The organism is Deltaproteobacteria bacterium (genome assembly GCA_016208165.1).
Taxonomy (GTDB): domain Bacteria; phylum Desulfobacterota; class Desulfarculia; order JACQYL01; family JACQYL01; genus JACQYL01.
Map to the genome: position 1 here is coordinate 16,612 of JACQYL010000002.1, position 12,322 is coordinate 28,933.

Below are 12,322 nucleotides of genomic sequence, written 5' to 3' on the forward strand. Positions count from 1 at the left end.
CGTTGCCGCTGTGGCTGAAAAGCGGGGTCCATGGGAGGGGTTTCGGTGAGTGAGCAGGTGGAAACGGTGGTCCTGCAAATTCGGGAACGGGCGGAGAGTCTTTACCGCACGAGACAGCTCCTGTGTACCGAAGCGGTGTTGGTGGCCATGAACCGGTCTTTGGGGGGAGGATTGACCGAAGCTCAGGCGGTGGGCTTGGCGTCGGGTTTGACCGTGGGCCTGGGGGAGAGCGGGTGTCTGTGCGGCGCTTTGAGTGGGGCCGTCCTGGCTCTGGGCTTACTCCTCGGCGGCGCCAAGCCGTACAAGCAGCGCAAAGAGGTGCGAACCGCCGCCAAGGAACTGCATGACGCCTTCACGAGCAAATTCAAGAGCAGTTGCTGCCGGATCCTGACCAGAAAAGTGAAAGGGAACGACAAGGCCCACTTCGATCAATGCGCTCAGCTTACGGGTGAAGCCGCGGAGATGGCCGCGCGTCTGGTTTTGAGCCGCCGGCCTGAACTCCTGGCCTCTGCCGAGACAGAATACCTGTCCCGGAAAGATTCCCCGGCATTCGGGCTCATCAGAAGCCTCGTAAGGCGGTTGTAACGTAATCGGGCGATCAGCAGCCCTTTTTGAAAAACGGGTTCCCAAATCACCATCAAACTGTTTGGGCGGCGCATTTGCCGTCCGCCGCACAAAGAACCGGAAAGGCCCCGATCGATGGGCCTTTCCGGTTGCTTGTTTTCTGCGCCGGTTTCTATAAGGCGAACCGGGTGGCGATGGCTCCGCAGGGATCGGCTACGCCGTCGTGATCAGAAATCCTTCAGGTCATCGTCATCCATTGGGATGATGTCTGCGGGAGTGACCTCTTTTCCATTTCCGCGGATGGCCGGCTCGTTACCTGATGAGGTTTCGGCGGAGGTTCCCGCTTCCCGACGCACGCGGGATTTGGAGGGCCCCCCTGGGCTCGGCCGTTCGCCGGTTCCGCCTGCCCGGACTTTTCCTCCAACAAGCGCGGTCAACTGGCCCACAAAATCCTTTAATTGTTCGGCCTGACTACTCAACTCTTCCGAAGCGCCGGCCGATTCTTCCGCATTGGCCGCGCTTCTCTGAATGACCTTGTCCATTTCGTTGACGGCCTTGTTCACCTGCTCGATGCCTTGAGACTGCTCCCTGGAAGCAGTGGCGATCTCCTCGACCAGCGCACCGGCTTTTGCCGACCTGGTCGCCACCTCGCCGAAAGCCGTGTTGGTCGAGGACACGAGTTGTGTCCCGTCCTTGACCTTATGGATGGTGACTTCGATCAGGCCGGTGGTGTCTTTTGCCGCATCCGCCGCCCGCATGGCCAGATTGCGGACTTCGTCGGCCACCACGGCGAATCCGGCGCCCGCTTCTCCGGCCCTGGCGGCTTCCACGGCGGCATTCAGGGCGAGCAAGTTCGTCTGAAAGGCGATCTCGTCAATGGTTTTAATGATTTTGGAGGTTTCGACACTCGCTTTGGATATCTCGTTGATGGACACCGTGAGTTTTTTCATCGACTCGTTGGCCGATTTTACCACCTGGTCGGTTTCTTTGACCAGACGGTTCGCCTGATCCGCATTCTCGGCGTTCTGGCGGGTCATGGAAGACATCTCTTCGAGGGAAGACGAGACCTCCTCGATGGACGCCGCTTGTTCCGACGTTCCTTCGGCCAGCGACTGGCTCGAAGATGAGACCTCGCTGGCCGCGGCCGCGACCTGTTCTCCCGAATCTCTCAGCCCCGCGATGAGACGATTGATCGGTTTAGTTATGGATCGGGTGACCAGAAAGGCGACCAGGATAATGGCGGCGATACCGATGACGGCAATGAGAGCGGTCAGCCATTTGATTTTGCCCACGGCCGCGAATGCTTCATTTTCGTTGATTTCCGCCAGCATGGCCCATTTGACATCGCCGAACTGCAGCGGCGTATAGGCGGAAAGCACTTGTTGCCCGAGGAAATCGGTGATGATTCCCCCGCCCACGTTGCCGGCCAGAGCATCCCGACTGGCCTCCGTGTCGACGCTTCCCTTGGAGGGATCGGTGAACGAAGCTTTGACCGAGTGGTTCTCCGGGTCCATGGTGGAATCGGAGCGCATGAGCTTGTCGCTTCCGATCAGGTAGGTTTTCCCGGAGTCGCCCATGCCTTCGCGCTGGTGCATGACCTCGTTGATTCCGTCCAGGGAAAGGCGACAGGCCACGACCAGGTCCACCGCGTCTCCGCTGACAAGGGCTTGCGCCGCGAAGCCGGCGATCTCGCCGTTATCGGCAGCATAAGGCGCGAAATCCTCGAAACTGAACTTCTGCGACCGGGTCGCTTTTCCGAAGACTTTGCCCAGTCCGGAGGAAGCATAGTCACCGTCCACGAGATTGGTCCGATAGTCCGGTTTCTTCTCCACGCTATAGAAGCAATAGCCGTCCGGATTAATCAGAAAGATGTCCTTATACCCGCTCAATTGTCTATACTTGGCAAAAAACTCGACGCCCTGGGCGTCCTTTGGGCAAAAAGCTTCGCCAACGTCCATTTCTGCTATGATGCACCATTTCAACCCTTCAATCTCGAGGGGTGCATACGCGGATAAGACCTGCTTGCCATGGTAGGAAACGACCACATTGTTTCCCGATTTTCCCGACAAGGCCTCGTTGCCGGCCACCGTGTCCACGGTTCCCTTCGTGCGATCGGCGAAAGAGGCCGCTACGGAATGATGGGTGGGGTCCATAAAAGAATCCGAACGCATCAGTTTGTCTTCGCCCACCAGATAGGTTTCACCGGTCTCCCCCATTCCCTGCCGTTCCTTCATGACGGCATTGATGGGGTCCAGCGAAATCTCGAGAGCCGCCACGGCCAGCAGCTTTCCGCTCAGATCGAAGATCGGTGCGCCTATGAAGGCAGTGGGTTCTCCGTTCCGAGGTGTGTAGGGATGAAAGTCTTCGATTTTTATGTCTTTGGACTGGACTACCTTTTGCCACAATGACGCCAATCCTTCATTGCTGTACGGGCCGGTTTTCAGATTCGTCCCTAAGTCTTGCAATTTCTTTGCCGTATACATGACATGGCCGTGATCCGCACTGATAATGAATGAATCCGCATACCCGTAAATGTCCACATACCCGACTAGCGTCTTGCCCTTCTCTTTCCATATTTCTTCATATTCGTACGTGTCGGTCAGGAAGGGCTCGTCCGCTCCGATGCCTTCCTCATTCTGGTAATGTCGAAAGGCGTTGTACAGATTCTTCGAGTCCTCGCCGGCCGATAGAACGGTAATGTCCTCTACGGCGCGCTTGAAAAACGCCTCAATCTGGTTCTTCTTTATCCTCTGAACGCCCTGCAGCTTCTCAAATCCTTCTCGTCTGAGCGTGTCCGCCGTTTCGATGAGCTTGGCCATGTTGCCTTGAAGATCGTTGAAAAAACCTTCAATTTGAGCCTTTTTGATGCCTCTCAGACTCAATAGCTGGCCGAACGCCTGCTTCGATAACGCGTCGCCGGCCGTGGTAACCGAGATAATTCCGATGAGGGCCAAAGGAATGACTCCCACGACCAGGAACGCTACAAGCAGTTTAGTTCCAAGTTTCATGTTCTTGAACATGCTGTGCCTCCTCCAATTCGACCTCGCGTTCATCCTGAAGCATCCATTGCGCAGGCCTATTACCGGCCGACCGGTCTCTTCCTCCACGCTTATCCGTGCAGCCGGAACATAGATCCCATGGCCGCCCGATGTCTCCGAGACCATGGGTGATCGAAGACACACTGATCATGCTCACCCAAGACCGATCGCCGATTCGGGGAAAACGCGGGCAACGTCAGTCCGTTCTCCCTTGCAGATCCTTCCGGATCATTGGACGTCCGCCGGATCCTGTGGAGAATGCGTCTCCTAAGGAGCGACCTCTGTGCGTTAGATGAAATTGGGGTTCGATTGGGCGCGTTCGAAAACCGGCATTCCGGTGTTTTCGGACGCGCCCTTTCGGTCCGGTTTCAGCCGCTGTACGGCTGAACATCAGGCCTACTTTTTTACAGACCAGTGGTTGTCGGTAATTTCGATCTCCCATAAAGGCATGGACGCCATTTTGTATGGCTTGAAGATGACTTCCTTGTTTACGGCGAGAACCTTGTTGGGAGCGGGCACGAACAGCATGTAGGCGTTATCGTACACATGCCGCATGATCTTGTCACAGATGGCCGTGAACTCGGGAGTTCCCACCGTCAGCTTGAACATGTCGTCCACGTAGCCGTCCAACACCGGATCGGGGAAGATGGTGCTCCAGAAGTTATGAGTCCTGTATACCAGAAAGGCGGACCAGGGGTGGTTATAGTACCAGTCGTCGCATCCCCACACCAACAGGTCCCATTCTTTCGTGTTTTTTCCGGCGTTGGTAGTCAAGAGCTGAGCGAACACGTCCTTTTCACTCGTGGTGATTTCAAAGTCCAGCTTGACGCCCACCTTCCTCAGATCGCGTGCAATGCCCTTCCAGATGAACATGAATCGATCCTGCGTGTACACCTTCAATGTCAATCCGTTCAGAATGGATTTCAGTTCGTCTTGCATTTGTTCCGGCGAACGAACCTCGGAATACGGGCGCAGCGTTTTTACCACCTCGGCGACGCCGGGAAAGAGGGGCGAAGCCAGTGTTGGCTTGGTTATGCCCTCTCCATCATAGGACTTCTGGAGAAGCACGGTCTGGTCGATGGCCTGGTTCAGGGCCACTCTGACCTTCTTGTCCAATAACTGCTTGTTGCCGTTCCGCAAATTGAAATGAATGGCGATGTTGTTTGTAGAGGGAGCAGTCACCACCTCCGCATAGGGCGATGTGTTGGTTCTGGCTTTTTCGGAGAAAGGCATCGGCATGATGTCCAGCTCGCCAACCTTGTCCAGCACGTTTTCGAGCGCGACCTTGGTGTCCAATTCCGTGTAAACCGTTATTTTCCGGATCTTCGGATATCCCTTTTCCCAATAATAGGGATTGGCCTCCAAGACAGCCACCGGAGTCTGGCGGTCGCCCTCGATATACCCCTCTTTGAGGATATAGGGACCCAGCCCGTATGGTCCCGCCTCGGCGAGATTGGGACAGGTCGCCTTTCCGTTCCATCCGAATTTCTCCAAATAGGCCGGGGTGTAGAATTGCATCCAGATCGTATCGTTCAGAAACTGGCCGTATTTCTCCTTCAAATGAAATCGAACCGTATAGTCGTCGATCTTTTCCACGCGATCGAATACCTGATCGATCTTGGTGAAGAGAATCGGTTTCTTGGCGAAGTATTCCATGTTCAGAACCACGGAGTCTGCATTGAATGGGCTCCCGTCCTGAAAACGAACGTCTTTTCTCAATGTGAATTCGTACGTTTTCTCATCGATTTGATTGTGGCTTACGGCCATATCGTACTTCCAGCCGCGCTCGTTGTCCGCGGGGCGCAGTAGGGCGCCGTTAATGGCATGGGAAATGTAGATGTAGGGAAGGCTGGGGATAAAGACTTTCAGGTGGGAACCTTCCGCCAGCTCTTGGGTGGGGGCCTTGGCGACCGCACCCGTTACGAACGTCAAACCGATCAGTCCGGCGACTACCAACAATAACGCCTTCTTCATTTCTTACTCCTCGTTTCTCGAAACAGTCACAATGACCATGTCCCGGCCGTATCCCCCTCTTCAACATGTCTCCAAGCCTGCAGCATCCGCGGCCCGAAGACTCCGGCTCCTGTGGTGACGGGCTTTTTCGGATCGGATTTCATTTAGGGGGGTCCGCCGGCTCCAAATCTGAAGCCCATCGGGTTCCAAAGGTGGTGTATAATGTACCTTATCGGGTTCTTGGAGCGGAACTTTAGTCGATTCTGTTACAAAGAACGGGTTTAGACGTCTATATAATCCTTTAGAATGTCATACAAATCCGTGCAATCCGGTCATTCATACGTTCCAATGCTTGTGCCGGTTCAATAATAAGGATCAGAAGACGAGCAATCAGACGTTCCAAAGCCATACCGATCTGGCGTTCTACAAATGGGTCATTGATCTCGTGCCGGTTGGCGTGATGACGGTGGATTCTCATCTGGAGATCACGGGCCTCAATCCCCGGGCATTGGAAATCACGGGTTTTACTGAGCAGGAGGCCTTGCATCGTTCTTGCGGGGATATCCTGCAAGGTGGAATGTGCGACATGGAGTGTCCATTGAGATCGGTTCTTAAACGGGAAAAACCGATGATCGGAATCGAAACCACGATCCGACGCAGGTCCGGAGAAACCATACCCATCAGAATGCATGCGGCCGGATTGTTTGACACGAAGGGGAATCTTATCGGCGGAATCGAAGCCTTTCAGGACATCCGTCGTATCAAGTCCCTTGAAAGAGAGCGCGATAACTTCATATCCATGATTGCCCATGATATGAAGTCACCGATCATCGGCATTCACGGCTTCGCCCACCGTCTGCTGAAGAGGCCTCAAGAGCAGCAAGAAATGAGGGAGTACCTCGAAATCATACAGAGGGAATCGGAGAAATTGGAATCTCTGATCAATCAATTCCTGGAAATTTCCCGGTTGCAGGCCGGGAAACTGAACTTGAATTTGAGCGCCACTTCGCTGGATAAAGAGCTTCACGAGCTGTACGACACGTATCGTTTGCTAGCGGCCGAAAAGGGACTCCATCTTGAACTTCATGCAGACGAGCCTCTTCCGATCATCGAGGCGGATTCGGCTGCACTGCGCAGAGTATTCACCAATCTGCTGGACAATGCGATCAAGTATTCCAAAGAAACCGGCGCCATCTCCATCTCCACGTATGAAACCGGGAACGAGGTTGTTGTCGAGATCAAAGATCAGGGTATCGGGATCGGGCCTGCCGATCTGCCATACATATTTGAGGCATTCTATCGATCCACGGGCGAAGGAAAGGAAAGCGCCGGTTTTGGGCTTGGCCTGGCCGGAGTCAAGGCCATCGTGGAAAGACACGGCGGAGGCCTGCGTGTGAACAGCACGCCGGGGGAGGGCTCGACCTTTATAGTCCTGCTGCCGAAGGCCCGGCATAAGGTTCCGGAATAAGAGTTTCCCATTTTCCCCGCTCGGGGATCTCCCGGCAAAGAATTGCCCTCCTTTTTTTCGGAAAAGCCATTTCGGACAACCCTGTCATTCGTTCGTTCGATCACGCGGACCGGTGGGGGCCGTCACGGCCGTGGGGCCGGCGCGTGGAAGCTCCGGGGTGAACGCGCGCAAGCCGGTCAATATTTTCACCGTCCGGGTTTTGACCTTGCCCATCACAGGCTTGACTTCCGCGGGCTTTTTCCTGCTGCCAAAAGCCATATTCCTATAGAGCGCCCGGTTCTTTTTTGGGTTGATTCCTCCGTCACCTCGTGTAATCAATGGCCTGGGCAGCCAAGAGCGAGACAACCAGGTGCGGCAAAGACCTACTATCGGTCCCGGCCGAAACCACGCGTGTTCGTCTGCCCGCGAAGTCATTGGAATAAGGGAGGACGAGCATGAGATGCACGAAGCTTCTGAATGTTGGTATCAGGTACCGGTTGCAGGTATGGGCTTTGCTTGCGGCGGCGGCGGTGGTCCTCGCTCTTGCGATGTGCCCGAAGGAGGCCTTATGCGGGAGTCTGTCCAAGGATGTTCCTTCCTTGGCGATTTTTCCGTTCTATCTGCCCGGCGTCACCGAGACTCGCGCGCCCTTTTTCGTGGCCGCCCTCTATGATGTCTTGGAAGAATCGAAGGCGTTTATACCGAAATATTCCTGGTACCCGGGAGACGATCGCTTCAGGCCCGATTCCATGCGACCTCTGATTGGATTGAAGGACCTGTCGAAACGAATATGGAAGCAAACGGAGAACGATCCGAAGAAGGGTCCGGACCGGGAGGTCGTTTTCAAGGTGGGTGAACAGTTGGGCGTGGATGCAGTGATTCTGTACGCTTTTCACGTCAGCGGCTATGGAAATGACCTTGTCGAAGGGTACCTATTCGACGTAATCCGGAAAAGGGTCTTTGTGGAGAAACGAGACGGTAAGATGGTGTATGTTTTTACGGGCGAAATCCTGGAGACGGCGTTGGCTGAATGGATTCACGATATTACCAGACAGCTCTTTCGCATGGAGGATTAGGCCGCTGCGGCGACCTCCTGTCGTATGAGCCATTCCTTCTTTCTCTGCCTGATGTGATCCGCTGGAGACAACATGAGCACCAAATCCGAAAAGTATCGAATACTTCTTTCTCGTATTGCGGCGGCCGCCGGTTTTTTTCTTTTTTGCGTCACAAGGAGTTACTGGGAAACAAGTAATGAGAAGTTCACCTTAGCTCTATCTTTTTTGGGGACATTTCTGGTCGCTATTTCCGCATTAGGCAGGTTGTGGTGTTCACTCTATATTGCGGGTTACAAGGACAACCGTTTAGTTACGGAAGGGCCTTACTCGATCAGCCGAAACCCCTTGTATCTTTTCAGTGCGATAGGAGCCGTGGGGATTGGATGCGCCACCGATACATTTACTTTTCCGCTCGCTTTAATCGTTCTGTTTACACTGTATTATCCATTGGTCATCAAGAGCGAAGAAGTTCGTCTCAGACAGCTGTATGGAGCCAAGTATGAAGAGTACATGAAACGAGTTCCTACGTTTTTCCCGAAATTTTCGGCGTTTCATGAACCGGAAGATTACACTGTGAAGCCCATCGTCTTCAGGAGGCATATTTTTAGCGCAGTATGGTTCATTTGGATTATTGGAATTATCGAGTTGATCCAGCGACTGAGACAAGCCGGATTGTGGTCGGCTCAGTGGCCGTTGTATTAAGCGAGGAGACGGCCGAGATGTATGGGCTTTCCGGGAAACGGACCTCCTGACAGCGGCTCAAATCCGCGAGCAGCAGGCGCTGGAGGCCGGTCGCGCCAAAGACTATATCGCGTCCGCCGGTAAATGGGATATTTCCCGCCAAGACTTCGACACTGAACTCAACCGCGCCCGGAACCGGCACGCGGAGATGTATGGTAAAGTAATAGTTACGACCGAGCGTATGAGAGGATGTTGCACTATTCTACAGGCGCTCCTGCGTGAAGGCCGTGGCGTAACCTCCGGCACCCCGACCGTGACCAATATCAATCTACCCGGGACACGCTCGACTGCGCCTCTTCAAAACCGTTTCCGCCGATAACCTCCAAAAGCATGTAATTGAACCGGAAGGAGAAGTGGAATGACAAGATACGAAACCATCATTGTTGAAAAGGATGAAAAGTACATTGGAGACATCACATTAAACCGCCCTGACAAGTTAAATACGTTCAGCAGCGAAATGGCCGGGGAACTGTACGACGCTCTCGTTGCCTTGGACGCGGATTGCGACGTTCGGGTAATTCTAATCAAGGGAGCCGGCAAGGCCTTTTGCGCAGGCATCGATGTAAATGAGCTTTCCAATAAGACCGCGATGGAATATCGGGAATGGATCGAACGGATGGAAAGACCGTTGCTGGCGATTTCCAAATTGAAAAAACCGGTCCTTGCGCAAGTACACGGCGTTGCCGCTGCAAATGGCATGGGGCTGGCCGCGGCCGCGGATCTGGTCATCGCCTCGACGGATGCCCGCATGGGACTTACAGCGATCAATGTAGGATTGAATTGCGTCGGCCCCGTGATTCCTGTCGCCAGATGCGTCGGGCGAAAGAAAGCATTGGAGTTACTGCTGTATGGTGATTTGATTGACGCTCGAGAAGCGCTCGCTCTGGGGCTGGTGAACCGGATCGTCCCCAAAGAGGACCTGGAAGCGGAGGCGCATCGTTACGCGGAAACATTGGCCCAAAAGAGCCCCATAGCCGTCCAGATTGCGAAACGAGCGTTTTACGCATCCGAGGATATGGACTATGAGAAACAGTTCGGATACATGAACGAGGCATTTGCCCGCCTGTGCACCACGGATGACGCCAAAGAGGGGGTTCTTGCTTTTCTTGAAAAGAGAAAACCCGTATGGAAGGAGAAATAGAACATTAGGGGACGTCCTTGAGCGTTTGAACGGACGTCCCCTGATTCATGCGCTATTTTCCTTCCAGGATCCGAATGATTTCAGTTTCATATTTCTTAACCCTAAGCCTTACCCTGCCCAGCCATTCGTTTCTTTCGGTCATAATGAAAAGAAAGTAGGGCTTGCCCGGCTTGTGCCTGATCAGGAAATAGTAATCGTTCGTGGTGATAAGGATGTCATCGGTAACCTGGTCTTGGCCGACGAGCTTCAGAGCCTTGAGATTGGATTGAACGATGCTTGTCATATGGGCGGATATGGCCTCCGGGTCGACATCCGCGCGCTTGCTCAACCCCGCGATGGGGAGACCGTCCTCCACCAGGACCGCCGCCGACGCCACAAAGCCGGGGAGATCGTCGGCGATGGTTTCCAGAACGGTCTTTATGTCATATATCATGCAAAAGGCCTTTTATTGTTACCCAGGACAGGTCGAAGCATGGTCGCGGAAAGGCTGTTATTTGAATACCTGGTTGACGGTTCGGTGAATCAGGTATTCCGCTTCCACCGAATAGTTGACGTAAAAGACCCGGACGGTCCTGTTTCCTTGAACCCCTTTAATACTGAATGCGCCGGGTTTTCTAACACGGAAAAAGGGTTTTGGAAAATGAGGGAAATATTCAAGTGTTCCGAGTTTTTCCAGGCCCCGGATGAACGTTTCGTCGACCGGCGCATCAAAGAGAAGTTCCTTGATGACGAGCCCGTCGATACATTCCTCGACATCCTTTGTTTCCAGCAATTTCAATGTTGGTTCGTGATGGTTCTTAAAGCCTGAACGAAGGTTTCGATTTCATCGTGTGTGTTGAAGCAGGAAAAACTCGCTCGCACCGCGCCGAGTGGGAATGTCCCCATGGCCCGGTGGATCAGCGGCGCGCAATGAAGACCCGTTCGGACTCGAATATCGAAAGACTCGTTTAAGATGTACCCTATTTCCTCGCTACTCCATCCATTTACATTAAAGCATACGATTCCGCAATGATTCTGTTCCGGTGGCTCGGAGAAGATCGTGACGTCGTCGAGTTTTCCGAGTTCTCGAACCATGTGGCGCACCAGCTCCTCTTTGGTGTTTCCCAAAAAGGAAAGTCCTTTTTGAAGGATATATCCCACGGAGGACGCGAGGCCCGCGATACCCGGCTGATTCAGTGTTCCCGCTTCGTATTTGACCGGCCACATCTCCGGCATGGATTTCAGGTCGCTTCGAATACCGGTTCCTCCTGATTTCCAGACGCGAGGATTCAATCGATCGCCCACCAGAAGACCTCCCACGCCCTTGGGGCCCAGAAGACCTTTGTGTCCGGTGAAGGCGAGTACGGCCCGGGACATGCCCGACATATCCACATCCAGGGATCCGGCGGATTGGGCCGCGTCGATAACGAGCGGTATTTCGTGAGCATCACAGATGTCGTAAATGTCGGAAAGGCATAACCGGGCGCCGGTGACGTTCGAAGCGTGATTGACGACCGCGAGGCATGTGTGTTTTTTCAAGGTATTCTTGAAGTCCGAGGCGGACGGATATCCGGGGAACCGGCACGGGAGGACGTCCACGTCGCAGACACCGTTCGTTTCGAGATAGTGAAGCGGGCGAAGAACCGCGTTGTGCTCCAACTGAGTGGTAATGATATGGCCGCCCTTGGAGGCCAGGCCGTGGATGGCCATGTTGAGTGCTTCCGTGGACCCGGAGCAGAATAAGACCCTGTTCGGGTCCGGGAAATGAAACAGCCGGGCAATTCTTTCCCTGCATGACGAAATAACGGACTCTCGCGTCACGTTCTCACGGTATGGATTGGTCGGCGGATCCGTCAGGCTTTTCGTAACCGCCTCGGCCACGCCGTCGGGCTTCGGATAACTGGTGGCCGCGTTATTGAAATAGATCATGCCGGAGCGTTCTATTCAGGGATATTCGACAAGGTTAGAAGAAATCAGCCAGAACGGGAACGAACTTCTTGACATACAATCGAATCATTCCCAAGGTCTTGGAATCCGGCGCCAATATAACCAGAAGCGCATCCCCGACCGGGACGCACATGATCATGGCGTCCGGGGCTTCGAACGTCAGCGTACTGAAAGCCGAGATGTTCAATTCGTCGGCCATCTTATCGGTACCCATGATGACCATGGCCACGGACGCCCCAATGGTATCCATGTCCTGTGTCCCAAAAGAGCCCGCGGATTCAATGACAAAACCGTCTTTCCCGACGACGATAATTCCCCTGACTCCGGGCACCTCGAGCATTTCCTGGAGTATTTGAGTTGAAGTTCTTTTAACGACCATTGAGAGTCTCCCTTCTGATAGCCTGATGGGAATCGTTCAAAAGGATTGGAATCTTCCAGTCCTTGTGTCCCCGTGCCT

At 53.9% G+C, this 12,322-nt stretch carries 11 protein-coding genes; 5 read left to right on the forward strand and 6 right to left on the reverse strand.

What is annotated here, in order from left to right; translation table 11 throughout:
- Nucleotides 1-30 precede the first annotated feature (30 nt).
- Entirely contained in the window at nt 31-585 is a 555-nt protein-coding gene (locus HY788_00505) for a C_GCAxxG_C_C family protein (protein MBI4772655.1), read from the forward strand.
- Between the two features lie 206 nt (nt 586-791).
- On the opposite strand, the gene HY788_00510 is transcribed toward HY788_00505, so the two are convergent.
- Both HY788_00510 and HY788_00515 read right to left on the reverse strand, forming a co-directional pair.
- Nucleotides 792-3,584: a hypothetical protein gene (locus tag HY788_00510; GenBank protein MBI4772656.1), complete on the reverse strand. Its 2,793-nt coding sequence runs from the start codon at nt 3,582-3,584 to the stop codon at nt 792-794.
- 414 nt (nt 3,585-3,998) lie between these two features.
- Nucleotides 3,999-5,576: an ABC transporter substrate-binding protein gene (locus HY788_00515; GenBank protein ID MBI4772657.1), complete on the reverse strand. Its 1,578-nt coding sequence runs from the start codon at nt 5,574-5,576 to the stop codon at nt 3,999-4,001.
- Between the two features lie 331 nt (nt 5,577-5,907).
- Between HY788_00515 and HY788_00520 the strand changes: the two genes are divergently transcribed.
- The 4 genes from HY788_00520 to HY788_00535 all read left to right on the forward strand — a co-directional run bounded on the left by HY788_00520 (nt 5,908) and on the right by HY788_00535 (nt 9,939).
- On the forward strand, nt 5,908-7,023 hold the full coding sequence (locus tag HY788_00520; protein ID MBI4772658.1) for a PAS domain-containing sensor histidine kinase: 1,116 nt from the start codon (nt 5,908-5,910) through the stop codon (nt 7,021-7,023).
- A gap of 434 nt (nt 7,024-7,457) precedes the next feature.
- Nucleotides 7,458-8,078, forward strand: a complete 621-nt coding sequence (locus tag HY788_00525) for a hypothetical protein (protein ID MBI4772659.1) — start codon at nt 7,458-7,460, stop codon at nt 8,076-8,078.
- A 72-nt stretch (nt 8,079-8,150) separates the two neighbouring features.
- Nucleotides 8,151-8,759, forward strand: coding sequence for an isoprenylcysteine carboxylmethyltransferase family protein (locus HY788_00530; protein ID MBI4772660.1), 609 nt, complete (start codon nt 8,151-8,153; stop codon nt 8,757-8,759).
- A 397-nt stretch (nt 8,760-9,156) separates the two neighbouring features.
- On the forward strand, nt 9,157-9,939 hold the full coding sequence (locus tag HY788_00535) for an enoyl-CoA hydratase/isomerase family protein (GenBank protein MBI4772661.1): 783 nt from the start codon (nt 9,157-9,159) through the stop codon (nt 9,937-9,939).
- A 52-nt stretch (nt 9,940-9,991) separates the two neighbouring features.
- Here the strand turns inward: HY788_00535 and HY788_00540 are convergent, their stop codons facing one another.
- The 4 genes from HY788_00540 to HY788_00555 are packed head-to-tail and all read right to left on the reverse strand — an operon-like array spanning nt 9,992 to nt 12,244.
- Nucleotides 9,992-10,372 carry a hypothetical protein gene (locus HY788_00540; GenBank protein ID MBI4772662.1) on the reverse strand — a complete coding sequence of 127 codons (381 nt, stop codon included), beginning with the start codon at nt 10,370-10,372 and terminating at the stop codon, nt 9,992-9,994.
- Nucleotides 10,373-10,429: 57 nt separating this feature from the next.
- Nucleotides 10,430-10,717, reverse strand: a complete 288-nt coding sequence (locus HY788_00545) for a hypothetical protein (protein ID MBI4772663.1) — start codon at nt 10,715-10,717, stop codon at nt 10,430-10,432.
- Nucleotides 10,714-11,847, reverse strand: coding sequence for an aminotransferase class V-fold PLP-dependent enzyme (locus HY788_00550; protein MBI4772664.1), 1,134 nt, complete (start codon nt 11,845-11,847; stop codon nt 10,714-10,716). The genes HY788_00545 and HY788_00550 overlap by 4 nt, the downstream gene beginning before the upstream one ends.
- Nucleotides 11,848-11,881: 34 nt before the next feature.
- A complete protein-coding gene (locus tag HY788_00555) occupies nt 11,882-12,244 on the reverse strand; it encodes a roadblock/LC7 domain-containing protein (GenBank protein ID MBI4772665.1) in 363 nt (120 codons plus the stop codon).
- Nucleotides 12,245-12,322: the final 78 nt, after the last annotated feature.

Excerpts from the sequence above, each read along its gene's own strand:
- HY788_00505 (MBI4772655.1), top strand. The coding sequence starts at position 31 with ATGGGAGGGGTTTCGGTGAGTGAGCAGGTGGAAACGGTGGTCCTGCAA.
- HY788_00510 (MBI4772656.1), bottom strand. The coding sequence starts at position 3,584 with ATGTTCAAGAACATGAAACTTGGAACTAAACTGCTTGTAGCGTTCCTG.
- HY788_00515 (MBI4772657.1), bottom strand. The coding sequence starts at position 5,576 with ATGAAGAAGGCGTTATTGTTGGTAGTCGCCGGACTGATCGGTTTGACG.
- HY788_00525 (MBI4772659.1), top strand. The coding sequence starts at position 7,458 with ATGAGATGCACGAAGCTTCTGAATGTTGGTATCAGGTACCGGTTGCAG.
- HY788_00530 (MBI4772660.1), top strand. The coding sequence starts at position 8,151 with ATGAGCACCAAATCCGAAAAGTATCGAATACTTCTTTCTCGTATTGCG.
- HY788_00535 (MBI4772661.1), top strand. The coding sequence starts at position 9,157 with ATGACAAGATACGAAACCATCATTGTTGAAAAGGATGAAAAGTACATT.
- HY788_00540 (MBI4772662.1), bottom strand. The coding sequence starts at position 10,372 with ATGATATATGACATAAAGACCGTTCTGGAAACCATCGCCGACGATCTC.
- HY788_00550 (MBI4772664.1), bottom strand. The coding sequence starts at position 11,847 with ATGATCTATTTCAATAACGCGGCCACCAGTTATCCGAAGCCCGACGGC.
- HY788_00555 (MBI4772665.1), bottom strand. The coding sequence starts at position 12,244 with ATGGTCGTTAAAAGAACTTCAACTCAAATACTCCAGGAAATGCTCGAG.